Raw genomic sequence first — 22,575 nt, 5'->3', positions numbered from 1 at the left:
GACATGTGCTGGAGCGACGCCGCTGCGCTGCGTTCGGCCGTCATGCGTCGTGATTGCAATGGCATCCACAGGGATAGGCCTGGCATCCTCGTGGGAGGGACTTCAGTCCCGACGACGGAGGGTGTCGGTCGGCTTTCGTCTTCGCTTGTCGCGGCGGCACGACAGTTGAGTCCCACGGCGGAGCCGCTTGCGTCTTTCTGACGTCGGTGCGGGTCGTGTGATGCAATGTCGGAGTCAACTGTCATGCAGCGCGCGACGCGCGAGGTGGTGTGCGCTTTCCGATGGCGCAATGCGTCGGGACTGAAGTCCCTCCCACAGTGCACCCGGCGGGCTCGTCGCAAGCGCCTGTAGGAGCGGCTTTAGCCGCGACCCGATGCAGCAGGCGTGTCGCGGCTGAAGCCGCTCCTACGACAGCACTGTGGAACGCGCTTCGCGACGCCGCTAGTCCAGCGTTGCCAGGAATCCGCGCAGCGCGTCGGCGACGGTGTCGGCATGGCCGAGGAACGGGGCGTGGCCGCCGCCGGCGATGATCAGTGCGCGCGCGTTCGGCGCCAGCGCCGCGGCGGCCTCCATGCCCGCGGGTGGGACCAGGCGGTCGCGTTGGCCGCCGATCCACAGGCTGGGCACGCGCAGGCCGGGCAGGGCGCGGCGCAGGTCGGTGCGTTCCAGCAGGGTCAGGCCGTCCTGCAGCACGTGCGGGTCGGGCGCGCCGCGGGCGTCGAGCGCCTCGCGCAGCGTGCGCAGTTCGGCGCGCGCGTGCGCCGAGCCGAGCGTATCCAGCGCCAGGAAGCGCTCGAGGGTGCCGCGATAGTCCTCGGCCAGATCGCGGCCGAACTGTTCGAACACCTGTGGCTCCACCGCGTGCGGCCAGTCGCTGCCGCGGACGAAGCGCGGCGTCGCCGCGAGCATCGCCAGCCCGCGCACCTGCGGTTGCGTGGCGGCGGCGTGCAGCGCGAACAGCCCGCCCAGCGACCAGCCCAGCCACACGGCCGGCGGGGTGGCCGCGGCGATCGCGCTGACCACGTGCGGCAGCGCCAGCGGTGTGTCGTCGCCGCGACTGTGGCCGTGCCCGGGCAGGTCCACCAGGTGCAGGCGGTACTGCGCCGACAGGCGCTCGACCAAGGGCGCGAAGATGCCGCCGTTCAACGCCCAGCCGTGCAGCAGGACCAGATCGGGGCCCTGCCCCAGGGTGTCGATATGCATCGTCGTGCGTCGTTGCGAAAGAACAGGAAAGGCGGCGTCGGCTGCCGCGTCAGTGCGCCGCGCGCTGCGCCAGCACCTGCGGCAGCAGCAGGCGCCACTGCCGGCGCGGATAGTCGCGGGTGCGCCAGGCGGACACGCGATGCGCACCGCGGCGCTGCTGGATCGCTGCGCTCAGCCAGTCGCCATCGATGCCCTGCCAGGCGCCGGCCGGCGTCAGCAGGTTCGGCGCCAGCCGCGGATGCACGTCGTCGCGCAGCATCTGCCACAGCGTGTCGGGGGCGAACGGCGAGGCGGCGAGCACGGCGGCGATCTGCGGATGGTGTGCGTCGACCGCGGTGTCCAGGTACAGCTCGGCCAGCGCGTCCCACACCGCGCGTCGCGCGGCGAGGTCGGTCGCGCTCACGCCGGCACGCCGGGCGGATGCGCGGCCACGCGATCGCGCGCGAGCGCCAGGGCATCCAGCAGCGCCTGCACCTGCGCCGGCGTGTGCAGCGCCGACAGGGTCACGCGCAGCCGCGACTTACCCTCCGGCACGGTCGGCGGACGGATCGCCGAGACCAGGTAACCGGCCTGTTCCAGCGCCGCCGACCAGGCCAGCGCGGTGCGCTCCTCGCCGCACAGCAGCGGCTGGATCGGCGTGTCCGAGGCCATCAGTTCCAGGCCATGGCGGCGTGCGCCACCGCGGAACAGGGCGATCAGTTCGACCAGCCGCTCGCGCCGCCACTGGTCGCGCCGCGCCAGCTTGACTGCCGCCAGCGAGGCCGCGGCCTGCGCCGGCGGCAGCGCGGTGGTGTACAGATACGGCCGCGCGGTTTCGGCCAGATGCCGGATCAGCGTGGTATCGCCGACCACTGCGGCGCCGTAGCCGCCCAGCGCCTTGCCCAGGGTCACCAGTTGCAGCGGAACGTCGTCGACACCCAGCCCGGCCTCGGCGACGCTGCCGCGCCCCTGCGGGCCGACCACGCCGACGCCGTGCGCGTCGTCCACGTACAGCAGCGCCTGTTGGGTGCGCGCCACCAGCGCCAGCGAGCGCAGCGGGGCGACGTCGCCGTCCATGCTGAACACGCCATCGGTGGCCAGCATCGCCGCGCCGTCGGCGGCGTGCTTGAGCTGGCGCATCGCGCCTTCGGCATCCAGGTGCGGATAGCGGCGCAGGCGGCAGCCGGCGAGGCGGCTGGCGTCGAGCAGGCTGGCGTGGTTGAGCCGGTCCTGCACGCACACGTCCTCTTCCTCGCTCAGCAGCGCCTGCTGTACCGCCAGGTTGGCGATGAAGCCGCTGCCGAACAGCAGCGCCTGCGGATAGCCGAGCCAGTCGGCGATCTCGCGTTCCAGCGCCTCGTGCAGCGCGTGGTGGCCGCACACCAGGTGCGAGGCGGTGGCGCCTGCGCCCTCGCGCGCGGCGGCGTCCTGCAGGGCGGCGACCACTTCGAACTGCTGCGCCAGGCCCAGGTAGTCATTGCTGCAGAAGCCGGTCAGCCAGCGGCCGTCCACTTCCAGGCGCACGCCGTCGCGGCGACCGACGCTGCGGCGCACGCGCAGGCGCCCCTGCGCTTCGCGCAAGGCGCGCGCAGACTGGATGCGGTCGTGCAGGTCGGGACGGGCCATGGGCGCGGGACGGGCATCTGGCGGGCTAGCGTAGCGCGTCCCCGGCCGAGCCGGGCGCCGCCGGCGATGGACGGCCGGATCGGCGGACGGACGCGCGACCCGGGGTCAGACCAGGGCCGCGGCGATCGCCGGCGTGGGCTGGGCGGTGATGTCCGCGTGCACGGTGCCGGGATGGTCGTGCGCGTCGGCGTCCACCATCACCTGCATCGGCCGCAGCCCCAGCCGCGCGAACAGCGCCTGGTCGCGCTCGGTGTCCGGGTTGCCGGTGGTCAGCAGCTTCTCGCCGTAGAAGATCGAGTTGGCGCCGGCACAGAAGCACAGCGCCTGCAGTTCGTCGCTCATGCTCTCGCGCCCGGCCGACAGCCGCACCATCGCCCGCGGCATCGCGATGCGGGCGACGGCGATCGTGCGCACGAATTCGAACGGATCCAGCTCGACCGTGCCGTGCAGCGGGGTGCCGGCGACCTGCACCAGGCGGTTGATCGGCACCGAGTCCGGATGCACCGGCAGGTTGGCCAGCGCCTGCAGCAGGCCGGCGCGCTGGTCGCGCGACTCGCCCATGCCGACGATGCCGCCGCAGCAGGTCTTCAGCCCGGCGTCGCGCACGTGGGTCAGCGTGTCCAGGCGATCCTGGTACTGGCGGGTGTGGATGATCGAGTCGTAGAAATCCGGCGCGGTGTCCAGATTGTGGTTGTAGTAGTCCAGCCCGGCCGCCTTCAGCGCCTGCGCCTGGTTGCCGTCGAGCATGCCCAGGGTGGCGCAGGTCTCCAGGCCCAGCGCCTTCACCTCGCGGATCATCTCCGCCACCTTCGGGATGTCGCGGTCCTTGGGCGAGCGCCAGGCCGCGCCCATGCAGAACCGCGACGCGCCGGCGGCCTTGGCCTGGCGCGCCTTGTCCAGCACCGCCTCGGTGCTCATCAGCTTCTGCGCCTCCACGCCGGTGGCGTAGCGCTGCGCCTGCGGGCAGTACGCGCAGTCTTCCGGGCAACCGCCGGTCTTCACCGACAGCAGCGTGGACACCTGCACCTGCGCCGGATCGAAGTGTTCGCGGTGCACGGCGCCGGCGCGGTGCAGCAGTTCCGGGAACGGCAGATCGAACAGGGCGAGCAATTCCTGGCGTTGCCAGTCGTGTCGGACGACAGCGGACATGGGGGTTTCCTGACGGTCAGCGGCTGGGAAAGCGGGCAGTCTGGTAAGCATGCAACGTCCTGTCAACTTCACGATGGCTGGTTTGGTTGACGGTGGCTGGCGCTGGCTGCAGCGCCGCCTGCTGCCGGAACGCTGCCTGGTGTGCGGGGAGCCCGGCGCGCCGGGCCTGGACCTGTGTGCCGCCTGTCGCGACGATGTGCCCTGGAATGCCGCGGCCTGTTGCCGCTGTGCGCTGCCGTTGCCGGCGCTGGATGCCGAGCAGGTCTGCGGCGCGTGCCAGCGTCGGCCGCCGCCGCTGGAGCGGGTGGCCAGCGCCTGCGTGTACGCCGCGCCGGTCGATGGCCTGTTGCGCCGCTTCAAGTTTCATCAGGACCTGGCTGCCGGGCGCCTGCTCGCCGCATTGCTGCAGGCACGCTGCGCGGCCTTGCCGCGGCCGCAGGCGCTGCTGCCGGTGCCGCTGCATCCGGCGCGGTTGCGCCAGCGTGGCTACGACCAGGCGCTGGAACTGGCGCGGCCACTGGCGCGCGCGCTGGCGCTGCCGCTGTGCCTGGAATTGCAGCGGGTGCGGGCGACTGCGGCGCAATCCGAACTGGACGCCCGCGCACGCCGGCGCAATCTGCGCGGCGCGTTCGCGGTGCCGGATTCGGCGGCGCTGCCGGCGCACGTGGCCCTGGTCGACGACGTGATGACCACCGGCGCGACCCTGCATGCCGCGGCAAAGGCGCTGCGCCGTGCCGGCGTCGAACGGGTCGATGCCTGGGTGGTGGCGCGGGTGCCGTGAGCGTGGTCGTCCATCGGGCGCGGGCGGTTGGCGTCGCTGGACGGCGCGCGACCGGGCCGCGCATGTCTTGCCTGCGAATCGGCCGACGGGTCGCAGCGGCGATCTGCCGGATGCGCGCGCCTGTGCGCATGAACGGTCGGCGGACGCACGGCTTTATGATCGTGAGGAAGCCAACAACGAAAGGAGCTTGCGATGCGCTGGAAGGCGTTGGGTCTGTCGATGGCGCTGTGTGTGTCCGGTGTTGCCGGGTGTGGGTATGACAAAGCCCCGGATGTCGCCGACGCCAGCCCGGTCAAGGCGAAGCTCGAATGGCGGCTGGCCAGCCATGCGTCCACCCCCGACTATGTGCAGGCCGACTATCACGGGCAGCCGGTGTACCTGGCACCGCAGGCGCTACTGGTCGTCGAAAAGGCGGCCACCGTCGCGCCCGCCGACAACGGCAATGGCCAGTCAGCGCTGGACCTGCGCTTTCCTGGACATGGCCAACGTCTTACCCAGGCCACCGAGCAGAACGTCGGCAAGCCGATCGCACTGCTGGCCGACGGCGAGGTGCTGACCGTGGCCACGATCATGGCGCCGTTGCCGGGGGACAGCCTGCGGATCAGCGGGCTGCAGGACGTGCAGGAACAGCAACGGGTGTTCGCGCTGCTGACCCACGCGCCGGCCGCGGATGCGCCAGCGCAGTACGCCAAGCGCTAGAACGCATCGGGGCGAGGAGGAGCGGCGGATGCCGCCTCCTTGTCAGGTCATGCGTGGGTCGAGTCGATGGCCTGGCTGACGGCGGGGCGCGCCGGAAGGTGACAATGTCGGCAGGGCGCGTCCTAGGCGCCGACCTTTTGCGAGGGCCCTGGAGCACGTTTCACAGTCCGGCGCGCACTGTGCGTGATCGATGACGGCCCTAGCCGGCGCGCAGCGCCAGCGCCGCGGCAATGCCGGCGAAGATGGCCAGGCCGACCCAGTTGTTGTGCAGGAAGGCGCGGAAGCACGCCGCGCGTTCGCGGTGCCGGGCCATGCGGAACTCGACGACGACCAGCAACGCCGCCACGCCCAGGCCGGCCCAGTACCACACGCTCAGGTCCGCGCGATGCCCGACGAAGGCGAGGGCGACGAACATCAGCGCGTACAGCACGCCCTGGATGACCAGGTCGAGTTCGCCGAACAGGATTGCGGTGGACTTGGAGCCGGCGCGCAGGTCGTCCTCGCGATCGACCATCGCATACCAGGTGTCGTAGGCGGTGGCCCACAGGATATTGACCGCGTACAGCAGCCAGCCCAGCGCCGGCACCTCGCCGCGCACCGCGGCGAAGGCCATCGGGATGCCCCAGCCGAAGGCCATGCCCAGGTAGACCTGCGGCAGGTAGGTGTAGCGCTTCAGATAGGGATAGCTGGCGGCCAGGAACAGCCCGACCACGCTCAGGCCGATGGTCAGCGCGTTCATCGTCAGCACCAGCGCGAACGCCACCAGCATCAGCACCGCGAACACCGCCAGCGCTTCGCGGCCGCTGACCGCGCCGGTGGCCAGCGGCCGGCTGCGGGTGCGCTCGACCTGCGGGTCCAGCCAGCGGTCGGCGTAGTCGTTGATCACGCAGCCGGCCGAGCGGGTCAGCCACACCCCGGAGGTGAACACGAACAGGGTCCACAGCGGCGGTACCCCATCGGCGGCCAGCCACAGCGCCCACCATGTCGGCCACAGCAGCAGCAGCACGCCGATCGGCCGGTCGCCGCGCAGCAGTTTCCAGTACTGGCCCAGGCGCGCGCGCGGCGGCAGCGCGGCAGGCGTTTCGTAGCGTTCGTAACCCATCGCGCAAGGGTAGCAGCCACGTCGTGCGGGCGGCAGCACGCAATGTCGTGGCGGTAGCCTGCGCGCCGTGCGGTGACCGCCTTGGGCGCGAGGCGTCGTCGTCGCTTGTGGGTCTGCAGGTGCGCACTGGCGGTGTGTCCGGCCCCAGCCTGCGGACGCGTCTGAGCGGAACCTTTGCTACGTCCGGGGGCGGCCTCGGCGTCGCCCGCGCCTTGCGTGCGGTTGCCTGGTCAAGCGGGGCGGCCTCGTCGGACGGCCGCGGGGGCGCTGTCGCAGGGAGTTGCGGCCGGGGGAGACGCGGCCGACGAATGCCGTTAGAATGCGCGTCCGTTGCGCCCGTAGCTCAGCCGGATAGAGTAGTGGCTTCCGAAGCCATTGGTCGGGGGTTCGAATCCCTCCGGGCGCGCCACCCCGTACTGCCCCTGCTTCCTCCGCATCGCCTTTCCGGCGATCACGCGCTCGGCAATCCGACCTGCTGGCGCCGCATCGCGCACGCCGCGACGCCGCTATCGTATGCGCATGCCTGCGCTCATCTTTCCCACCGCTATTCCTGCTCCTGCCCGTCCTGCCGCCTGCTGCGGCGCAGACGCTGGCACCACTGATCCGCGCGTGCGTGTCGGGTGCGCAGCGCAGCGCTGCCCATGAACATGACCGGTTCGCGTCTCACCAGTCCACGGGCGGCCTTGCCCAAGCCTGCCGTGCGCCGGCTCGGCGCGGACGATGCGCTGGCCTATCTGCGGGTGGGCGAGGGCGCGCCGGTGCTGCTGGTGCACGGTGCCCTGTGCGACTACCGCTACTGGGCGCCGCAGCTGCGCGGCCTGGCCGACCGATTCCAGCTCAGCGCGCTGAGCCTGGGCCAGTACTACCCGCGACTGCCGTCGGCGTCGCGGCATGCGTTCGGCTGGCGCTGGCATGCGCAGCAGCTCGCCCCCTTCATCGCCGAGGAAGCGCGGCCGGTGCATCTGGTCGGCCATTCCCGCGGCGCCGCCGTGGCCTGGCAGGCGGCGCTGTTGCGGCCGGACGCCATCGCCAGCCTGACCCTGTTCGATCCGGGTGGTCCGCAGCCGCAGGGGTTGCCGGCGGAGGTGCAGGCGGTCCGCGCGCAAGCGATCGCCTTGCTGCAGAGCGGCCAGGTCGAGGCCGGCCTGGAATGTTTCGTCGATTCGGTCAGCCAGCCCGGCGCCTGGGCGCGCAGCAGCGCAAGCTTCCGGCAGATGGTGCGCGACAACGCGCAGACTCTGGTGCCGCAGATCGCCGACGCGCTGCCCGCCTACCGGCCAGAGCAGGCGGCGACCTTGGCGATGCCGGTCCTGCTGGTCGCCGGCGAACACAGTCCGGTGCAATACCGCGACAACGCCGCTGCGCTGGCGGGCTGGCTGCCGGACGCACAACTGCAAAACATCGCTGGCGCGTCCCACGGCATGACCTTTACCCATGCGCGACGTTGCAACAAGGCGATCGCCGATGCGGTTGCCGCCGCCGAACGCGCGCGTTGAGCGATGCCGGGATGCACGCCAGCGTGGAACACGCCGGCGCTGGACGATTATCTAGACAAGAAGCGTGACCGGCCGATTTCTATGCACGGCACGCCTGATCCGATTGCGGCGGGCAGCCAGCCAGAAACCCTGCTGCGTTCTGCGCAGTGTCCATCGTTGCCTGTAAGCAAGCGGTTATAAATCGCCAACGCCGGCGCGCTGAATGAATCTTCACGCACTGTCACGATGAGACCGTCGTTGCAGAGTGGAATTATTTATTTTTCCGGTATTGACAGCATTTACCGGGTCGCTGAGTTTCGAATCGAACGCGCCGCTGCCCATCCACACCGGACAGTCCTCGTGTTCCACGCGACACCAACAGCCGCAGTCGCTACTTTCTCAAAATAACCTCAGGGGATTCCGTCATGAAAATGATTCGGATGCACGGGCTCGTGCATGCTTTGGCGATCGCCACATTCGCGCTCCCTGCCACACTCCTAGCGTCCGCCGTGTCGGCGCAGGCGATCGGCACGTTTCCGCCGATCGAAACCAGCATCACCCTTCCGCACGACGAGGCGGCGCATCGTCAGCCGGCGGAGTGGTGGTATATGACCGGCTTCCTGGATGGCACCGATCCATCTGGGGGGAAACACTCATATGCCTATGAAATGGTGGTGTTCCAGATCGTCGGCGTCGCGAATACACCGCCGGTCTACGATGCGCATTTCGCGATCTCGGATCTGGATCGGGGCGACTTCCGGTTCAAGAAACAGGTCATCACCGGGCCGTTCATGACCTCGACCGATCGTTTCGATCTGGACGTCGCCGGCTTCCAGATGGGCGGCACGATGGGCAGTTACTACGCCAAGGCCGCACCCGCCGATCTGGATTATGCCATCGACCTCAGCACCCAGGCGCTGCAGAAACCGACCTTGAACGGAACCAACGGCGTGGAAACCTATGGCGGATTCATCTCGCCGTATTATTCCTTCAACGTCAATGCAACCAGCGGCACGGTGTGGGACCACGGCGTGCCGGTCAAGGTCACCGGCACGTCCTGGTACGACCACGAATGGGCCAACGGCATTCCTGGCGATGCCAACAGCGGATGGACGTGGTTCGGCGTGTCGCTGGACGACAACAGCCAATACAACATCAGTTTCTTCATGAAGGGCGACGGCACGGTCGATCAGGCGCTCGCCGTCAAGACCGCCGACGGTCATTACGCGCCGGTCGATCCCAGCGCGATCAAGTTGGAGCGGATCGGCAGCTGGACCAGTCCCAATACCGGCTACACCTATCCGGCGCAATGGCAGGTCACCCTGCCGGACGGCGACATCACCATCACCCCGATGCTGCAGAACGCCGAACTGTACGCACCAGCGACGCAGAAGTTCTATTTCGAAGGTCCCGCCAAGGTGGTGGGCACGTTGGCCGGAAAACCGATCACCGGCAAGGCGTTCGCCGAAATGAATCCGTGGGGCGTGGAATGGGGTGCGCGCGTCCTGCCTTGACGTGCCGAATCGCATCCAGCCAGTACGACATCCATCATCACTTAGCAGGGGATCATGATGCGTTTCTCGACAACAACGTTTCGTCGCTTCCGCGGTTGGTTCGCCGCCGCCATGGTCATCGCGTGCGGCTTCTCATCCTTGCCTGCCGCTGCGCAGATTTTCGAAGAACCCGCACCGGTGCAATTGCCGCGCGACGAAGGTCCGCACCACAGTCAGTTGGAATGGTGGTATTTCGTCGGCCATCTGTACGGTGTCGATCCCAGTGGTGCCAAGCGCGAATTCGGCTACGAGGTCACCGTGTTCCAGTTGTGGCCGATCGGGTCCGGGCCTGCCACCTACTCCTGGCATTTCGCGGTGACCGACGTCAACAACAAGCTGCACAAGGTGGAGGAACGCGTCGTCACCGAGCAGATTCCGGATCAGAAGGGGTCCTTCAACTTCACCAACCAGGACTGGTCGATCAGCGGGTCGCAGCAGAACTACACGATCAAGGGCGCACTCAGCGACGGGCGCTTCGCCATCGACCTGAAGACCAGCAGCGACCTGCCGTTCGTGCTGCATAACGGCAACGGCGTGGTGGACTATCGGCCCATCGCCAAGACCTCGGCCTATTACTCCTCCACGGCGCTGGATACGGAAGGCACGGTCTACGACAACGGCGTGCCGATCAAGATCGTCGGCACCTCGTGGCAGGACCGCCAGTGGTTCGTGAAAGGCATGGCGTCCGACGAAAACGGCTCCTTCTTCGGCGGCGGCTGGAACTGGTTCGCGATCCAGATGGATAACGACACCCAGTACATGCTGTATTACCTGCAGGATCCCAATACCGGCGCCATCACCAACAAGTTCGGCACGCGCGTGTCCAAGGGCGTGGCGACCCCGGTGTCCGGCGACCAGATGGATCTGCAGCGGCTGGCGACCTGGACCAGTCCGAACTCCGGCTACACCTACGAGTCCAAGTGGAACGTGATCCTGCCGGAAGGCAATCTGCTCATTACCCCGCTGGTCGACGACCAGGAGATGCTCTGGACCGGGCATCGCACATATTGGGAAGGCGCTTCGCAGGTGGTCGGCAACCTCAACGGCGCTGCCGTGACTGGCCGCAGCTACGTTGAAGTCAATCCGTGGCGGCAGCCGTACACGTCGCTGCCCTGATCGACCCAACGCGCTTGCTTCTGGTCCAGGCGGATGGTTCGCCTGGACCAGTCGCGTTCACGGCCGTGGCGTTTTCGGGTGCTGCGGCGTCCCCCGCGAGGTGGATCGTTCGACGCGAATCGCTTGGTCAGCCCAGCAACCAGCGTGCCTCGCCAAGCCGCGGCGAAAGCGCCTTATTCGATGTGCCGCTACGCGCTGCGCGCCACCGGCGCCGGCTCGCCCCGGTCCAACTGCCGGTAGCCGATGGCCTCGGTCAGGTGCGCGGTGGCGATGGTGTCGCTGGCGTCCAGGTCGGCGATGGTGCGGGCCACGCGCAGGATCCGGTGCAGCGAGCGTGCCGACAGCCGCAGGCGTTCGATGGCATGCTCCAGCAGCGCCTCGTCGCGCGGCTGCAGGCGGCAGTCGCGCAGGGTCTCGCTGTGGCCGAGCTGGCCGTTGGGCCGCCCGGCACGTGCCTGCTGGCGTTGCCGCGCCTGCTCCACGCGCTCGCGCACGACGGCGCTGGCTTCGCCGGGCGGCGCATCGGCGCGCAGCGCCTGTGGCGGCAGCCGCGGCACTTCCACGTGCAGGTCGATGCGGTCCAGCAATGGGCCGGAGATGCGCGCGCGGTAGCGGCGCACTGCGTCCTCGCTGCAGCGACAGCGGCCGCTGGGGTCGCCGGCCCAGCCGCAGGGGCAGGGATTCATCGCTGCCACCAGTTGGAAGCGCGCGGGAAACTCGGCGCTGCGCGCCGCGCGCGACACGGTCACCTGGCCCGATTCCAGCGGTTCGCGCAGGACTTCCAGCGCATGCCGGTTCCATTCCGGCAGCTCGTCCAGGAACAGCACGCCGTGGTGCGCCAGCGAGATCTCTCCGGGGCGCGGATGGGTGCCGCCGCCGACCAGCGACACCGCGCTGGCGGTGTGGTGCGGTGCGCGGTAGGGGCGTTGCCGCCAGCGCGACGGGTCCACGCCGCGGCCGCTGACCGAAGCGATGGCCGCGCTCTCCAGTGCCTCGGCTTCGCTGGCCTCGGGCAGGACCCCGGGCAGGCGCGAGGCCAGCAGGGTCTTGCCGCAGCCGGGACTGCCGATCAGCAGCAGGTGGTGATGCCCGGCCGCGGCGATCTCCAGCGCACGACGCGCCTGCGCCTGGCCGCGCACGTCGCTCAGGTCGGGAAAGGGCGCGGCGACCGTGGGCGGCGCGGTGGCCGCGGGCAGGGTCTTGCTGCCGTTGAGCAGGCCGCATACTTCCAGCAGAGTGCGCGCGGTGTAGGCCTGCACGTGTTGCGCCAGTGCGGCCTCGGCGCCGTTGTCGGCCGGGACGATCAGGGTGCGTCCGGCCTGGGCGGCGGCCAGTGCGGCCGGCAGGACGCCGTCGACCGGGCGCAGTTCGCCGGTCAGCGCCAGTTCGCCAAGGAATTCGTACTGGCCGAGCACCTGCGGGTCGAGCTGGCCGGCGGCGGCAAGGATGCCCAGCGCGATCGGCAGGTCGAACCGCCCGCCTTCCTTGGGCAGATCGGCCGGGGCCAGGTTGACGGTGATCCGCCGTGCCGGGAACTCGTACTGCGCGCAGAGCAGGGCGGCGCGGACGCGATCGCGCGACTCGCGCACCGCCGCCTCGGGCAGGCCGACGATCTGCGTGGTCGGCAGGCCGCCGGACAGATGGACTTCGACCCGAACCGGAGGCGCAAGCACCCCCGCGCGGGCACGGCTGTGCACCAGCGCCAGGCTCATGGTGGCGGGTGGATCAGGCGTTGGGGCTGGGCGTGGGCCCGCTGCGCGCCGCTTCCAGCGCGGCGACGCTGCGCTCCAGCGCTTCGAGCTTCTCGCGGGTGCGCAGCAGCACCGCGCGCTGCACTTCGAATTCCTCGCGGGTGACCAGGTCGAGCTTGCCAAGCCCGGCCTGTAGCGCGCTCTTGAAGGTGCTCTGCAGTTCGTCGCGGGATTGGCGCAGGCCCGGCGGCACCAGGTCGCTGAGGCGGCGGGCGAGGTCGTCGAGATGGTTGAGGTCGATCATGGCTGTGCTCCGGCAGGTGGCGTCAGAGTGCGGCACCGGGAAGGTCGGGACCATCGGGATCGGACGCGGCGCGCTGTCGGAAAATTCCGGCGTTGGGGGCGCGCGGTCATTGAACCCGACGGCCGCCGATCGCGCAACCGCGCTATCCTGAGGCCATTGTGATTGGAGAACGCCGCATGAAGATGATCATGGCCGTGATCAAGCCGTTCAAGCTCGACGACGTGCGCGAAGCGCTCGCCGCGCAGGGCGTGGCCGGCATCACCGTCACCGAGGTCAAGGGCTTCGGCCGGCAGAAGGGCCACACCGAGCTGTATCGGGGCGCCGAGTACGTGGTCGATTTCCTGCCCAAGGTGAAGCTGGAAGTGGCGGTCAGCGAGGACCAGGTCGAGCGCGTGGTCGAGGCCATCGTCAAGGCCGCCGCCACCGGCAAGATCGGCGACGGCAAGGTGTTCGTCTACGACCTGGGCACGGTGGTGCGGATCCGCACCGGCGAACTGGACGCGGACGCGCTGTAACGCAGTCACCGCGCCTGCAGCGGCGTGGCATGGATGGTGTCGTGCAGGAGCGGCTTCAGCCGCGATGGGCGCTCCCGATAGAGCCTGTCGCGGCTGAAGCCGCCCCTTCAGGCGTGGCGGGCCAGCCGGATGGGCCGCCACGCTGCGCCAGACGCGGGCTCAGACGCCGCCGTAGCCGCGGCCGAGGGTGAGCCAGAACGTCGCCACCACCACCACCGCCACGGCGATCGTAGCGCTGCTGGACGGTAGCGGCAGTGGCGCGCGCGACCGGCGCGACAGCGCGATGACCACCAGGCCGATCGGTGCCAACAGGCCTTCCTGCGCCGCCTCGCGCAATGCCGGCAGCACCGGCCCGGCATGGAACAGCACGCTCACGCAGGCCACCGCGCCGGCAGTAGCGTAGGCCGCCAGCATTGGCCTGCCTTTCGGCAGCCACGGGGCAATGGCGCGCAGCACCTGCAGATACAGCCAGGCGCCGGCCAGTCCCATCCCCAGCCGCCAAGCCCAGGCCGGCTGCAGGGCGAGGTCGCGCAGGACGAAGGCGAGGTCCCCGTCATTGGTGACCGCGGAGAACAGCAGATAGCCGGCGCCCCACATTCCGTTGAAGGCGGCGATCAGCGCGAGCGCCAGGCGCGGCGTGTCCGCGCGACGGCGGCGTGCCGCCAGGATGCAGGCTGCGGCCACGCATAGATTCGCCAGCGGGCCGGCAGCATCGACGAAGGGGCGCCCAGGCTGGCAGCGGAAGTACACCGACGTGAGCCAGCGGACGGTGCCGCCGCTGCCCAGGCAGGCCAGGCCATGGCCCACCGCTTCGTGGGCCACGCAAGCGACGACGAAGCCGATCGCGGCCAGCGCGCACAGGGTCCACGGCGACGTCGTCTGGGAGCGCATGGGAGGCTCGCGGTTTGTGCGATGGAGGCCGGCGCATCGTCGCACGCGCGGGCCATGGCGTGCGGCATCGCTTGGCGCCTACAGCGCGCGATCGCGGCAACCGGCGAGGCGATGCCATGCGCGATGCAGCGCGCCTGTCGATTCGGATGCGCACGCATTGGGGGCCGGCCTTGCCGAGGGCCCCGACAGCGCTCCGCGGCATCGGCGCACGTCAGGCGCGCGCCGATGCCGATGGAGGACGGCGCCTTAGCCGCCCAGCGCCTCGGCCACGAACGGCGGCAGCACCTGGGTGCCGGTGTGCAGGTGCGCGCTGTAGTAGCGGGTGGCGAACGGCTTGGCCGCGGCGTCGTCCTGGCGGAAGTCGAAGCCGCCCTGCTTGCGCGCCATGGTCACGCTCCACCAGCCGGTCGGGTAGCAAGGCTGCGGGAACGGCACGGTGTGGAAGCTGGCGAAGCCGGCCTTGCCCATCTCCGCGCGCATTTCCTTGATCAGGTCCAGCAGCGCCAGCGGCGATTCGGACTGCTGCACCAGGATGCCGTCGTCCTTCAGCGCCTTGAAGCAGCTCTCGTAGAAGGCCTTGTTGAACAGGCCTTCGGCTGGGCCGACCGGGTCGGTGGAATCGACGATGACGATGTCCACGCTGCCGGCCGGGCAGTTGGCCATGTAGGCCACGCCGTCGTCGAACAGCAGCTCGGCGCGCGGGTCGCCGTTGGAGTCGCACAGCTCCGGGAAGTACTTCTCGGCCATGCGCGTGACCTGCTCGTCGATGTCGCACTGGGTGGCGCTTTCCACGCCCGGGTGCTTGAGCACTTCGCGCAGGGTGCCGCAGTCGCCGCCGCCGATGATCACCACGCGCTTGGGCGCGGCGTGGGTGAACAGCGCCGGGTGGCTGATCATCTCGTGGTAGAAGAAGTTGTCGCGCGTGGTCAGCATCACCGCGCCGTCGATCACCATCAGCTTGCCCCAGTCGGTGGTGTCGTAGATCTCGATCTTCTGGAACGGCGACTGCACCTCGTCCAGCTTGCCGGTGATGCGGTAGCCGATGGCCGAGCCGGTGGGCTGGAAGTGTTCGATGTACCAGTTGTCGTTGGCGCTCATGGAATGTCCTAGGAAAGCAAAAAAGAATGCAGCAGTCCCTTCTCCCCCCGGGAGAAGGTGGCGCGAAGCGCCGGATGAGGGTCGGGCGCAGCCTCGCGCAGCCAAGCCACGCGATGCTGTCACCCACTCTCTCCGGATGAGGGCCGGGCACAGCCACGTGCAGCCGAGCTACCCGATGCTGTCGCCGCACCCTCCGGACGCGGCCCCGCGCACTCAAGCCACGCCAGGCGCCCGCGAACCCGGCCCGGCTCCACCAGGAGCCGAGGGCGTCGGAACGGCGCGGATTGTAACGGACCCCACGCGTAGCAGGGGTTACAATCCACGCCCTTTTTCCGTCAGCCGAGCCGCCACGATGAGCGATTGGTCCCTCGACCAAGCCCGCAAGACCTACTCGATCCCGCACTGGGCCGACGGGTACTTCGACGTGGACGCGGCCGGCCGGGTGGTGGTGCGGCCGCAGGGCGCCGACGGCGTGGCGATCGCGCTGCCGGAGGTGGTGGACGCCGCACGTGCCGCCGGCGCCAAGCTGCCGATGCTGGTGCGCTTCCCGGACATCCTCGGCGAGCGCCTGGGCAAGCTGCAGGCCGCCTTCGCCCAGGCCCAGGCCGACTGGGACTACAGCGGCGGCTACACCGCCGTGTACCCGATCAAGGTCAACCAGCACCGCGGCGTGGCCGGTACCCTGGCCAGCCACCAGGGCGAGGGCTTCGGCCTGGAGGCGGGCAGCAAGCCGGAGCTGATGGCGGTGCTGGCGCTGTCGCGGCCGGGCGGGCTGATCGTGTGCAACGGCTACAAGGACCGCGAGTACATCCGCCTGGCGCTGATCGGGCGCAAGCTCGGCCTGCAGACCTTCATCGTCATCGAGAAGCCGTCGGAGCTGAAGCTGGTGCTGGAGGAGGCGCGCGCGCTGGACGTGAAGCCGGGCCTGGGCGTGCGCATGCGCCTGGCCTCGCTGGGCGCGGGCAAGTGGCAGAACAGCGGTGGCGACAAGGCCAAGTTCGGGCTGTCGCCGCGGCAGGTGCTGGACCTGTGGAAGACGCTGCGCGACACCGAATACGCCGACGCGCTGAACCTGCTGCACTTCCACATGGGCTCGCAGATCTCCAACGTGCGCGACATCGCCAACGGCATGCGCGAGGCCACCCGCTATTTCGTCGAGCTGTCCAAGCTGGGCGCGCAGATCAGCCACGTCGACGTCGGCGGCGGCCTGGGCATCGACTACGAAGGCACCCGCTCGCGCAGCTATTGCTCGATCAACTACGGCCTGCACTCCTACGCCAGCAACATCGTGCAGCCGCTGGCCAGCGCCTGCGAAGAGCACGGCCTGCCGCCGCCGCGCATCGTCACCGAGTGCGGGCGCGCGATGACCGCGCACCACGCCGTGCTGATCGCCAACGTGTCCGAAGTGGAGCAGGCGCCGGAAGGCCGCGTGCCCGACGCGCACGACGACGAACCGGCGGCGATCCGCCACCTGCGCGAGATCCATGCCGAACTGGACCAGCGCCCGGCGGTGGAACTGTTCCAGGAAGCGCAGCACTTCCACGCCGAAGGCCTCAGCGGCTACGCCCTGGGCCAGATCGACCTGACCCATCGCGCGCGCATCGACGACCTGTTCTACGCCATCGCCCATGGCGTGCGTGCGCGGCTGAGCCATGAGGAAAAGAGTCATCGTCCGGTGCTGGACGAACTCAACGAGCGCCTGGTCGACAAGTACTTCGTCAACTTCAGCGTGTTCGAATCGATTCCCGACGTGTGGGCGATCGACCAGGTGTTCCCGATCGTGCCGATCGAGCGCCTGAACGAGGCGCCGGCGCGGCGCGGCGTGGTCTGCGACATGACCTGCGATTCCGATGGCATGGTCAAGACCTACGTCGAGAACGAAAGCCTGGACAGCTCGCTGCCGCTGCACGCGCTGCGCCCGGGCGAGAGCTACCGCATCGGCTTCTTCCTGGTCGGCGCCTACCAGGAGATCCTCGGCGACATCCACAACCTGTTCGGCGACACCGACGCGGTGGAAGTGGCGGTGGACGGCGACGGCTACCGCATCGCCCAGCAGCGCCGCGGCGACACCACCGACGTGATGCTGGACTACGTCGGCTACCGCCTGGACGACCTGCGCGCCGCCTACGACGAACGCGTGGCCGCCGCGCAGTTGCCGGCCGCGCAGGCCACGGAACTGGCCGATGCGCTCGAGGCCGGCCTGACCGGCTACACCTACCTGTCGGACGAACCGCTGGGCTGAGTTCGCACAACCCGCGCCAACGCCGCGCATGGCGCGGTGAGCGTTAAGCCCCTCTCCCCTCGGGAGAGGGGTTGGGGTGAGGGTACGGCGCTGCAAGTAAGCATGGGGGACGCCTAGCGCCGCCGCCGCGCCTCGCAGGCGCGATCGCGCCGGCGCCGATGCCGGTGCACGACCGCCGCCGCAACCGGCGGTTCAGCCAGTAAGCTGCTCGCTCCCCACCGCCAACCGCCTTCGATGCGCTATCCCGGCCTCGACCTGCTGCGCGCCACCGCCATCGTCTGGGTGATGTTGTTCCACTCCTTCGTGGTCGGTGGGCTGGGCGCGGATTGGGAGTGGCTGTCGCGCTATGGCTGGATGGGCGTGGATCTGTTCTTCGTGCTCAGCGGCTTTTTGATCGGCGGCCAGGTGCTGGCGCCGCTGGCCCGCGGCGAGCCGCTGCGCTACGGCGATTTCTACCGGCGCCGCGCCTACCGCATCCTGCCGGCGTACGTGGTGGTGCTGGCGTTGTACCTGGCCTGGCCCGGGTTCCGCGAAGCGCCTGGGATCGCGCCGTGGTGGCTGTTCGCCAGTTTCACCCTCAACCTGGGCATCGACTACGCCAACCAGCAGGCGTTCTCGCATGCCTGGTCGCTGTGCGTGGAAGAGCACTTCTACCTGGTGTTTCCGCTGCTGGCGGCATGGATGCTGCGGCGGTCATCGGCGCCGCGTTTCGTGGCGCTGTGCGTGTCCGTGGTGCTGGCAGGCATCGCCCTGCGCAGTGCGATCTGGCTGCACGACAGCGCGCTGGATCGCATCGGCGCCGGGCTGCAGCGCAACTGGTTCATCGAGGATCTCTACTACCCCACCTGGAACCGTCTGGACGGCCTGCTGGCGGGCGTTGTGCTGGCGGTGCTGAAGACCTTCCGGCCGCAGCACTGGCAGCGGCTGCAGCGCAACCCCAGCGTCGTGGCGCTTGCCGGCATCGTGGTCTGTGCGCTGGCGATGTGGCTGTTCCGCGACCGCACCGGCCTGCTCGGCAATGCGATCGGCTGGCCGGTGCTGTCGCTGGGCCTGGCGCTGCTGGTCGGCGCCGGCGCCTCCACCCAGGGATGGCTGGGGCGCTGCCGGGTGCCGGGCGCGGCCTGGCTGGCCGCGGTGTCCTACAGCCTGTACCTGAGCCACAAGGCCGCGTTCCATCTGACCCAGGCGTGGTTCGGTGCGCCGCTGGACGGGCGCGGGCCGCTCGCCTTCGCCGCCTATGCCGGCATGGCGCTGCTGTTCGCGGCCGTCCTGCACTACGCGGTGGAGCAGCCGTTCCTGCGCCTGCGCGAGCGGCGCGGCGCCGCAGCTGTCGCGGCCGCGCATGGTTGAGCGCACGGTTTCCGACCGGCACGTCCCGGTGAAGAGCGATGGCAAGCCTTCAAGACCGTGACCAGCGGCGGCGCAACATGCTCGCGGGCGGCGTCCTGATCGCTAGGAGGATGCCCTGCAAGGGCGGCAAGTAGGCGCGCGGGGCGCCTCACCCATCCCCGGCCAGCGCTGCATGCGCCGCTTGCAGGCGCTGTTGCAGGATCTCCGCCAGCCGCGCCACCGCCGGCGGCGGCACGGCGGACGCGCGATGCAGGCTCAGCCCTAGCGCCGGCAACGCGGGCAGGCCGCTGGCGCCGGGTGGGAGCAGGGCCAGTCCGGCCGGCACGCCGGCCGGGGTGCGCAGGGTGATGCCCAATCCGGCGCGGACCGCCGCCCATACGCCGCCGAGGCTGGCGCTGGTGAAGGCGATCCGCCACGGGATGCCGGCGCGGTCCAGTGCGGTGGTCGCGGCCGTGCGCAGCAGGCAGGGGGCTTCCAGCATCACCAGTGGCAGTGGTGCCGCGCCGTTCCAGTCGGCCACGTCCGGCGCACCGCGGTCGCCCGGGGCAATCCAGCGCAGCGGCCACGCCGCTTGCGCCTGCCGATGCGCCGAGGCCGCGCCGGAGTTCCAGGCCAGGGCCAGGTCCAGTTGCCCGGCCTCCACCCGCGCCAGCAGTTCCTGGTGGCGGGCGATGCGCGCTTCGATCCGCACCTGCGGGTGGGCGCGGGCGAAGCGCCCGAGCACGTCCGGCAGCATGTGCTCGCCGAAGTCCTCCTGCAGGCCCAGCCGCACCCAGCCCTGCAGCGCCGTGTCCTGCAGCGCCACGACCGCCTCGTCGTTGAGTTCGAGCAGCCGCCGCGCGTAGCCCAGCAAGGCTTCGCCGGCCTCGGTCAGGGCCAGGCCGCGGCCCTGGCGGCGCAGCACCGGCTGCCCGGCCTGCTCCTCCAGCTTCTTCAGCTGCGCGCTGATCGCCGAGGTGGAGCGCCCGCGGCGGTCGGCCGCCTTGGCGAAGCTGCCCAACTCCACGCCGGCGACGAAGCTGCGCAGCGCGTCGAGGTCGAAGGTGATGGGGCGCATCGGTCGATCCTGATTTTCCGGACGGTCGTTTCGATATTTTCCGATTTTTCGGAAGGTTGTGCGCGATTAGGCTGTGCCCGTTCCTCCATGCGAGAGTTCCGATGTTCGACCCTGGCACGCCGTTTCCTTCCCAGCAGGCCGCGTTTGGCGACATCGCGCCGGCCTTCGCCCGCCTCACCGACGAGGTGCTGTTCGCCGAGGTGTGGCAGCGCCCCGGGCTGTCGCCACGCGAGCGCAGCCTGGTCACGGTGGCGGCGCTGGTGGCGCTGTCCCGTCTGGAGCAGTTACCGCTGCACCTGGCCCGCGCGCTGGACAACGGCCTGGACCGCGACACCCTGGCCGAGGCCATCACCCACCTGGCGTTCTACGCCGGCTGGCCGTGCGCGGCGTCCGCGTTGCCGTTGCTGCGCACCGCCGCCGCGGCGCGGCCGGCCATGACGGAGACGCGCTGATGCCGTACGCCCGCGTCTCGCTGCTGCGCGGCCACCCGCTCGCCTACCTGCGCGCGCTGTCGGCCAGCCTCTACCGGGCCATGCACGACGCCTTCGAAGTGCCCGCCGGCGATTGCTTCCAGGTCATCCATCAGCACGACCCGGACGAACTGGTGTTCGATCGCGATTACCTGGGCGGGCCGCGCTCGGATCGTTTCGTGCTGATCGCGATCACCGCCGGCCGCGAACGCAGCGCCGCCTGCAAGCAGGCGTTCTATCGGCGCCTGGTCGAACTGCTGGCGATCGCGCCGGGAATTCCACCGGAGGATGTGATGGTCACCATCGTCACCACCGCGGCGCAGGACTGGTCCTTCGGCGGCGGCCGCGCCGGCATCGTGGCCCGCGGAGTGCCGGCATGATCGCCATGCAGTACAGCATCGCGTTGCCGGCGGACTACGACATGGCCCTCATCCGCCGCCGCATCGCCGACAAAGGCCCGTTGCTCGACACGCTGCCGGGGTTGCAGTTCAAGGCCTACCTGGTCGCCGATCGCAGCGATCCGCTGCTGCCCGGCCGGCAGAACCTGTATGCGCCGTTCTATCTGTGGCGTGATGCGGCGGCGATGCACGCGTTCCTCGCTGGCCCCGCGTTCGCCGCGCTGTGCGAGGCCTTCGGACGCCCGACCGTGCAGGCGTGGATGGTCGCCAAGGCGTGGACATCCGCGGCGCTGCACTCGGCGCGCTACGCCACCCGCGCGCTTCCGGCGCCATCGCCTGCCTGCGGAAGCGAGACCGACGACATGGCGGTGCCTGACGAACGCGCGCTGGCCACGGTGTGCGGCTACGAACCGCAGGGATGGACGCGGCTGCGTTTTCACCTGTGGCGCGATCTGCCGCCGGAACACGCTGCCGCACACCGCTATGCCGTGCATCACCTCAGCGTGCCCGGCGTGACCGACGCCGCCGGGTGAGCCGGCGGGTTGGCTGCTCAGTACATGTTCTTCTTGTAGTCGGCCTGCAGCCCTTTGCGCACCACGCCGGGCACCGAGACCGCCGCGCGCATCAGCGTGGCCTGGGCGCCGCGCGCGCCGCTGAGCCGGACGTGGTCGCGGAAGATCGCCGGCGGGTCCAGGTCGTGTGCGATGGCGGCGGGCGGCCAACGGTCGAAACGACCGAGCGCGCGGCTGTGCGTCTCTTCGAGGAGCGCCGGCAGCACCCGCACCGCCAGATGCGGAACGCGTCCATCGACGGCGAGCGCGTTGCGGATCGCCTCGTCGGTGCTGGGGCGGGCGAGCCCCTCGATGCACACACAGCGCGCGCTGCCGGGGCGCAGTGCCAGCAGCGCGAGCTGCGGCCGCGCCAGCAGGTTGCCCAGGCTGTCGACGCGGCGATTGCCCGGCCGGTCGGCGAACCACCAGGCATCGCGGTGGGCTTGCAGCAAGGCCCCGGCGCGATCGCCGCGCGGACTGACATCGACGCGGCCCTCGGCATCGGCGGTGGCCAGGATCAGCAGCCGGCAACTGGCGAGCAAACCTTCCGGCGTCTCCGGTGGCGTGGCGCCGGTCTGCACCTCCGCGTGCCACCAGTCGGCGCGCAGCAGGGCCTTGGCGCAGTGCAGATAGCACTCCTCGACGGCGACGAACACGCGCGTGCCGTCGTCGCCGGCGATGCGGCCATTGATCCGCAGGGTTTCGCCCAATCCGGGTACCAGGAACAGCGAACCGAAGCCGGCGCCGACGTGCGCGTGGGCGGTGTCCAGTGCCTGCAGCGGGATCGACAGCAGATGCGGCGTATCGCCGCGCGCGAAGCCGGGTGCACCGCTGCCCGCACTCAATGCCAGGCGCTGGCCGGCGACGCCGGCGAACAGCAAGGGGCTGGCGGCCAGCCAGCGCAGCGCATGCGCGTCCAGGTGGTCGATCACCTTCAGGTCGCGCGGGCCGGGCAGGCGGCCCACGCAGTCCTGCAGCTGCGCTGCGTCGGTGACGAAGTCGGTCATCGCGCTGTCTCCCGGAAGCGGAAGACGCCGTGGTCGAGCGAAGCGGGAGAGGTCATCGCAAAGCACTCCTGTGAACGAGCGGGAGGCTTGCGCGAAGGCTGGCGACGCCTGGAACCGTACCACAGCGCGGCGGACGCCGCGTCCGGCGGCTTACGGTCGTCCCTGGCCAGGCAACACCGTGACAGGGAACCTCTCATCTCTCCGGGGACGTGTCCCGCAGGAGCGGCTTCCGCCGCGACAGGGGCGTTCCCGGTGAAGCCCGTCGCGGCTGAAGCCGCTCCTACGCAGCAAGCCGTGGCGGATGCAGGTGATGCGAGG

General features: G+C 70.0%; 22 protein-coding genes and 1 tRNA gene. 12 read left to right on the top strand and 11 right to left on the bottom strand.

Annotated features, from left to right (window positions below):
* Nucleotides 1-441: 441 nt before the first annotated feature.
* From bioH to bioB, 4 genes are all read right to left on the bottom strand, one after another.
* Complete coding sequence (bioH, locus tag PIQ37_RS18800; RefSeq protein ID WP_342074628.1) at nt 442-1,203, bottom strand: pimeloyl-ACP methyl ester esterase BioH; 762 nt, start codon at nt 1,201-1,203, stop codon at nt 442-444.
* 49 nt (nt 1,204-1,252) lie between these two features.
* Nucleotides 1,253-1,606 carry a DUF7079 family protein gene (locus PIQ37_RS18795; protein WP_342074627.1) on the bottom strand — a complete coding sequence of 118 codons (354 nt, stop codon included), beginning with the start codon at nt 1,604-1,606 and terminating at the stop codon, nt 1,253-1,255.
* Nucleotides 1,603-2,808, bottom strand: coding sequence for an 8-amino-7-oxononanoate synthase (bioF, locus tag PIQ37_RS18790; RefSeq protein ID WP_017909536.1), 1,206 nt, complete (start codon nt 2,806-2,808; stop codon nt 1,603-1,605). Before bioF ends, PIQ37_RS18795 begins: the two co-directional genes overlap by 4 nt.
* Nucleotides 2,809-2,913: 105 nt before the next feature.
* On the bottom strand, nt 2,914-3,957 hold the full coding sequence (gene bioB / locus PIQ37_RS18785; protein ID WP_342074626.1) for a biotin synthase BioB: 1,044 nt from the start codon (nt 3,955-3,957) through the stop codon (nt 2,914-2,916).
* A 49-nt stretch (nt 3,958-4,006) separates the two neighbouring features.
* On the opposite strand from bioB, the gene PIQ37_RS18780 reads away from it, so the two are divergent.
* On the top strand, nt 4,007-4,738 hold the full coding sequence (locus PIQ37_RS18780; protein ID WP_407136570.1) for a ComF family protein: 732 nt from the start codon (nt 4,007-4,009) through the stop codon (nt 4,736-4,738).
* Between the two features lie 192 nt (nt 4,739-4,930).
* Nucleotides 4,931-5,437 carry a SecDF P1 head subdomain-containing protein gene (locus PIQ37_RS18775; protein ID WP_342074624.1) on the top strand — a complete coding sequence of 169 codons (507 nt, stop codon included), beginning with the start codon at nt 4,931-4,933 and terminating at the stop codon, nt 5,435-5,437.
* 199 nt (nt 5,438-5,636) lie between these two features.
* Here PIQ37_RS18775 and ubiA read toward each other — a convergent pair whose 3' ends face one another.
* On the bottom strand, nt 5,637-6,539 hold the full coding sequence (ubiA, locus tag PIQ37_RS18770) for a 4-hydroxybenzoate octaprenyltransferase (RefSeq protein ID WP_342074623.1): 903 nt from the start codon (nt 6,537-6,539) through the stop codon (nt 5,637-5,639).
* Nucleotides 6,540-6,871: 332 nt separating this feature from the next.
* Between ubiA and PIQ37_RS18765 the strand changes: the two genes are divergently transcribed.
* From PIQ37_RS18765 to PIQ37_RS18750, 4 genes are all read left to right on the top strand, one after another.
* Nucleotides 6,872-6,948: transfer RNA gene (locus PIQ37_RS18765), tRNA-Arg, on the top strand.
* A gap of 238 nt (nt 6,949-7,186) precedes the next feature.
* Entirely contained in the window at nt 7,187-8,035 is an 849-nt protein-coding gene (locus tag PIQ37_RS18760; protein ID WP_407136571.1) for an alpha/beta fold hydrolase, read from the top strand.
* A 404-nt stretch (nt 8,036-8,439) separates the two neighbouring features.
* Nucleotides 8,440-9,528, top strand: a complete 1,089-nt coding sequence (locus PIQ37_RS18755) for a lipocalin family protein (protein WP_342074621.1) — start codon at nt 8,440-8,442, stop codon at nt 9,526-9,528.
* 177 nt (nt 9,529-9,705) lie between these two features.
* Nucleotides 9,706-10,683: a lipocalin-like domain-containing protein gene (locus PIQ37_RS18750; protein WP_342074620.1), complete on the top strand. Its 978-nt coding sequence runs from the start codon at nt 9,706-9,708 to the stop codon at nt 10,681-10,683.
* 188 nt (nt 10,684-10,871) lie between these two features.
* Here PIQ37_RS18750 and PIQ37_RS18745 read toward each other — a convergent pair whose 3' ends face one another.
* The gene (locus PIQ37_RS18745) at nt 10,872-12,395 is read right to left on the bottom strand and encodes a YifB family Mg chelatase-like AAA ATPase (RefSeq protein WP_342074619.1); all 1,524 of its coding nucleotides are present in this window, start codon (nt 12,393-12,395) and stop codon (nt 10,872-10,874) included.
* Nucleotides 12,396-12,408: 13 nt separating this feature from the next.
* On the bottom strand, nt 12,409-12,678 hold the full coding sequence (ubiK, locus tag PIQ37_RS18740) for a ubiquinone biosynthesis accessory factor UbiK (protein WP_342074618.1): 270 nt from the start codon (nt 12,676-12,678) through the stop codon (nt 12,409-12,411).
* Between the two features lie 176 nt (nt 12,679-12,854).
* Here ubiK and PIQ37_RS18735 point away from each other — a divergent pair, with 176 nt between their 5' ends.
* Nucleotides 12,855-13,193, top strand: coding sequence for a P-II family nitrogen regulator (locus tag PIQ37_RS18735; RefSeq protein ID WP_010341856.1), 339 nt, complete (start codon nt 12,855-12,857; stop codon nt 13,191-13,193).
* A gap of 159 nt (nt 13,194-13,352) precedes the next feature.
* Here the strand turns inward: PIQ37_RS18735 and PIQ37_RS18730 are convergent, their stop codons facing one another.
* Both PIQ37_RS18730 and speE read right to left on the bottom strand, forming a co-directional pair.
* Complete coding sequence (locus PIQ37_RS18730; RefSeq protein WP_342074617.1) at nt 13,353-14,084, bottom strand: hypothetical protein; 732 nt, start codon at nt 14,082-14,084, stop codon at nt 13,353-13,355.
* A 246-nt stretch (nt 14,085-14,330) separates the two neighbouring features.
* Nucleotides 14,331-15,182 (bottom strand): polyamine aminopropyltransferase, encoded by an 852-nt coding sequence (gene speE / locus PIQ37_RS18725; protein WP_048491552.1) that lies wholly within the window; start codon nt 15,180-15,182, stop codon nt 14,331-14,333.
* 352 nt (nt 15,183-15,534) lie between these two features.
* On the opposite strand from speE, the gene speA reads away from it, so the two are divergent.
* Together speA and PIQ37_RS18715 are read left to right on the top strand one after the other, a co-directional pair.
* Complete coding sequence (gene speA, locus PIQ37_RS18720) at nt 15,535-17,424, top strand: arginine decarboxylase (protein ID WP_342074616.1); 1,890 nt, start codon at nt 15,535-15,537, stop codon at nt 17,422-17,424.
* Between the two features lie 234 nt (nt 17,425-17,658).
* Complete coding sequence (locus PIQ37_RS18715; protein WP_342074615.1) at nt 17,659-18,774, top strand: acyltransferase family protein; 1,116 nt, start codon at nt 17,659-17,661, stop codon at nt 18,772-18,774.
* Between the two features lie 148 nt (nt 18,775-18,922).
* On the opposite strand, the gene PIQ37_RS18710 is transcribed toward PIQ37_RS18715, so the two are convergent.
* Complete coding sequence (locus tag PIQ37_RS18710) at nt 18,923-19,831, bottom strand: LysR substrate-binding domain-containing protein (RefSeq protein ID WP_342074614.1); 909 nt, start codon at nt 19,829-19,831, stop codon at nt 18,923-18,925.
* A gap of 101 nt (nt 19,832-19,932) precedes the next feature.
* Between PIQ37_RS18710 and PIQ37_RS18705 the strand changes: the two genes are divergently transcribed.
* The 3 genes from PIQ37_RS18705 to PIQ37_RS18695 are packed head-to-tail and all read left to right on the top strand — an operon-like array spanning nt 19,933 to nt 21,232.
* Nucleotides 19,933-20,283: a carboxymuconolactone decarboxylase family protein gene (locus PIQ37_RS18705; protein WP_342074613.1), complete on the top strand. Its 351-nt coding sequence runs from the start codon at nt 19,933-19,935 to the stop codon at nt 20,281-20,283.
* Nucleotides 20,283-20,681, top strand: coding sequence for a tautomerase family protein (locus tag PIQ37_RS18700; RefSeq protein ID WP_342074612.1), 399 nt, complete (start codon nt 20,283-20,285; stop codon nt 20,679-20,681). Before PIQ37_RS18705 ends, PIQ37_RS18700 begins: the two co-directional genes overlap by 1 nt.
* A complete protein-coding gene (locus PIQ37_RS18695) occupies nt 20,678-21,232 on the top strand; it encodes a DUF4865 family protein (protein WP_342074611.1) in 555 nt (184 codons plus the stop codon). Before PIQ37_RS18700 ends, PIQ37_RS18695 begins: the two co-directional genes overlap by 4 nt.
* A 17-nt stretch (nt 21,233-21,249) precedes the next feature.
* Here the strand turns inward: PIQ37_RS18695 and PIQ37_RS18690 are convergent, their stop codons facing one another.
* Entirely contained in the window at nt 21,250-22,257 is a 1,008-nt protein-coding gene (locus tag PIQ37_RS18690; protein ID WP_342074610.1) for a pyridoxamine 5'-phosphate oxidase family protein, read from the bottom strand.
* Nucleotides 22,258-22,575 lie beyond the last annotated feature (318 nt).

The organism is Xanthomonas protegens, assembly GCF_038442435.1.
In the GTDB taxonomy this organism is placed as follows: Bacteria; Pseudomonadota; Gammaproteobacteria; order Xanthomonadales; family Xanthomonadaceae; genus Xanthomonas_A; species Xanthomonas_A sontii.
The sequence above is the reverse complement of the archived record's forward strand: the minus strand, read 5'-3'. Positions and strand labels throughout refer to the sequence as shown.

Coding starts and splice junctions, on each gene's coding strand:
- bioH (WP_342074628.1), bottom strand. CDS start 1,203: ATGCATATCGACACCCTGGGGCAGGGCCCCGATCTGGTCCTGCTGCAC.
- bioF (WP_017909536.1), bottom strand. CDS start 2,808: ATGGCCCGTCCCGACCTGCACGACCGCATCCAGTCTGCGCGCGCCTTG.
- bioB (WP_342074626.1), bottom strand. CDS start 3,957: ATGTCCGCTGTCGTCCGACACGACTGGCAACGCCAGGAATTGCTCGCC.
- PIQ37_RS18780 (WP_407136570.1), top strand. CDS start 4,007: ATGCAACGTCCTGTCAACTTCACGATGGCTGGTTTGGTTGACGGTGGC.
- PIQ37_RS18775 (WP_342074624.1), top strand. CDS start 4,931: ATGCGCTGGAAGGCGTTGGGTCTGTCGATGGCGCTGTGTGTGTCCGGT.
- ubiA (WP_342074623.1), bottom strand. CDS start 6,539: ATGGGTTACGAACGCTACGAAACGCCTGCCGCGCTGCCGCCGCGCGCG.
- PIQ37_RS18760 (WP_407136571.1), top strand. CDS start 7,187: ATGACCGGTTCGCGTCTCACCAGTCCACGGGCGGCCTTGCCCAAGCCT.
- PIQ37_RS18755 (WP_342074621.1), top strand. CDS start 8,440: ATGAAAATGATTCGGATGCACGGGCTCGTGCATGCTTTGGCGATCGCC.
- PIQ37_RS18745 (WP_342074619.1), bottom strand. CDS start 12,395: ATGAGCCTGGCGCTGGTGCACAGCCGTGCCCGCGCGGGGGTGCTTGCG.
- ubiK (WP_342074618.1), bottom strand. CDS start 12,678: ATGATCGACCTCAACCATCTCGACGACCTCGCCCGCCGCCTCAGCGAC.
- PIQ37_RS18735 (WP_010341856.1), top strand. CDS start 12,855: ATGAAGATGATCATGGCCGTGATCAAGCCGTTCAAGCTCGACGACGTG.
- PIQ37_RS18730 (WP_342074617.1), bottom strand. CDS start 14,084: ATGCGCTCCCAGACGACGTCGCCGTGGACCCTGTGCGCGCTGGCCGCG.
- speE (WP_048491552.1), bottom strand. CDS start 15,182: ATGAGCGCCAACGACAACTGGTACATCGAACACTTCCAGCCCACCGGC.
- speA (WP_342074616.1), top strand. CDS start 15,535: ATGAGCGATTGGTCCCTCGACCAAGCCCGCAAGACCTACTCGATCCCG.
- PIQ37_RS18715 (WP_342074615.1), top strand. CDS start 17,659: ATGCGCTATCCCGGCCTCGACCTGCTGCGCGCCACCGCCATCGTCTGG.
- PIQ37_RS18710 (WP_342074614.1), bottom strand. CDS start 19,831: ATGCGCCCCATCACCTTCGACCTCGACGCGCTGCGCAGCTTCGTCGCC.
- PIQ37_RS18705 (WP_342074613.1), top strand. CDS start 19,933: ATGTTCGACCCTGGCACGCCGTTTCCTTCCCAGCAGGCCGCGTTTGGC.
- PIQ37_RS18700 (WP_342074612.1), top strand. CDS start 20,283: ATGCCGTACGCCCGCGTCTCGCTGCTGCGCGGCCACCCGCTCGCCTAC.
- PIQ37_RS18695 (WP_342074611.1), top strand. CDS start 20,678: ATGATCGCCATGCAGTACAGCATCGCGTTGCCGGCGGACTACGACATG.
- PIQ37_RS18690 (WP_342074610.1), bottom strand. CDS start 22,257: ATGACCGACTTCGTCACCGACGCAGCGCAGCTGCAGGACTGCGTGGGC.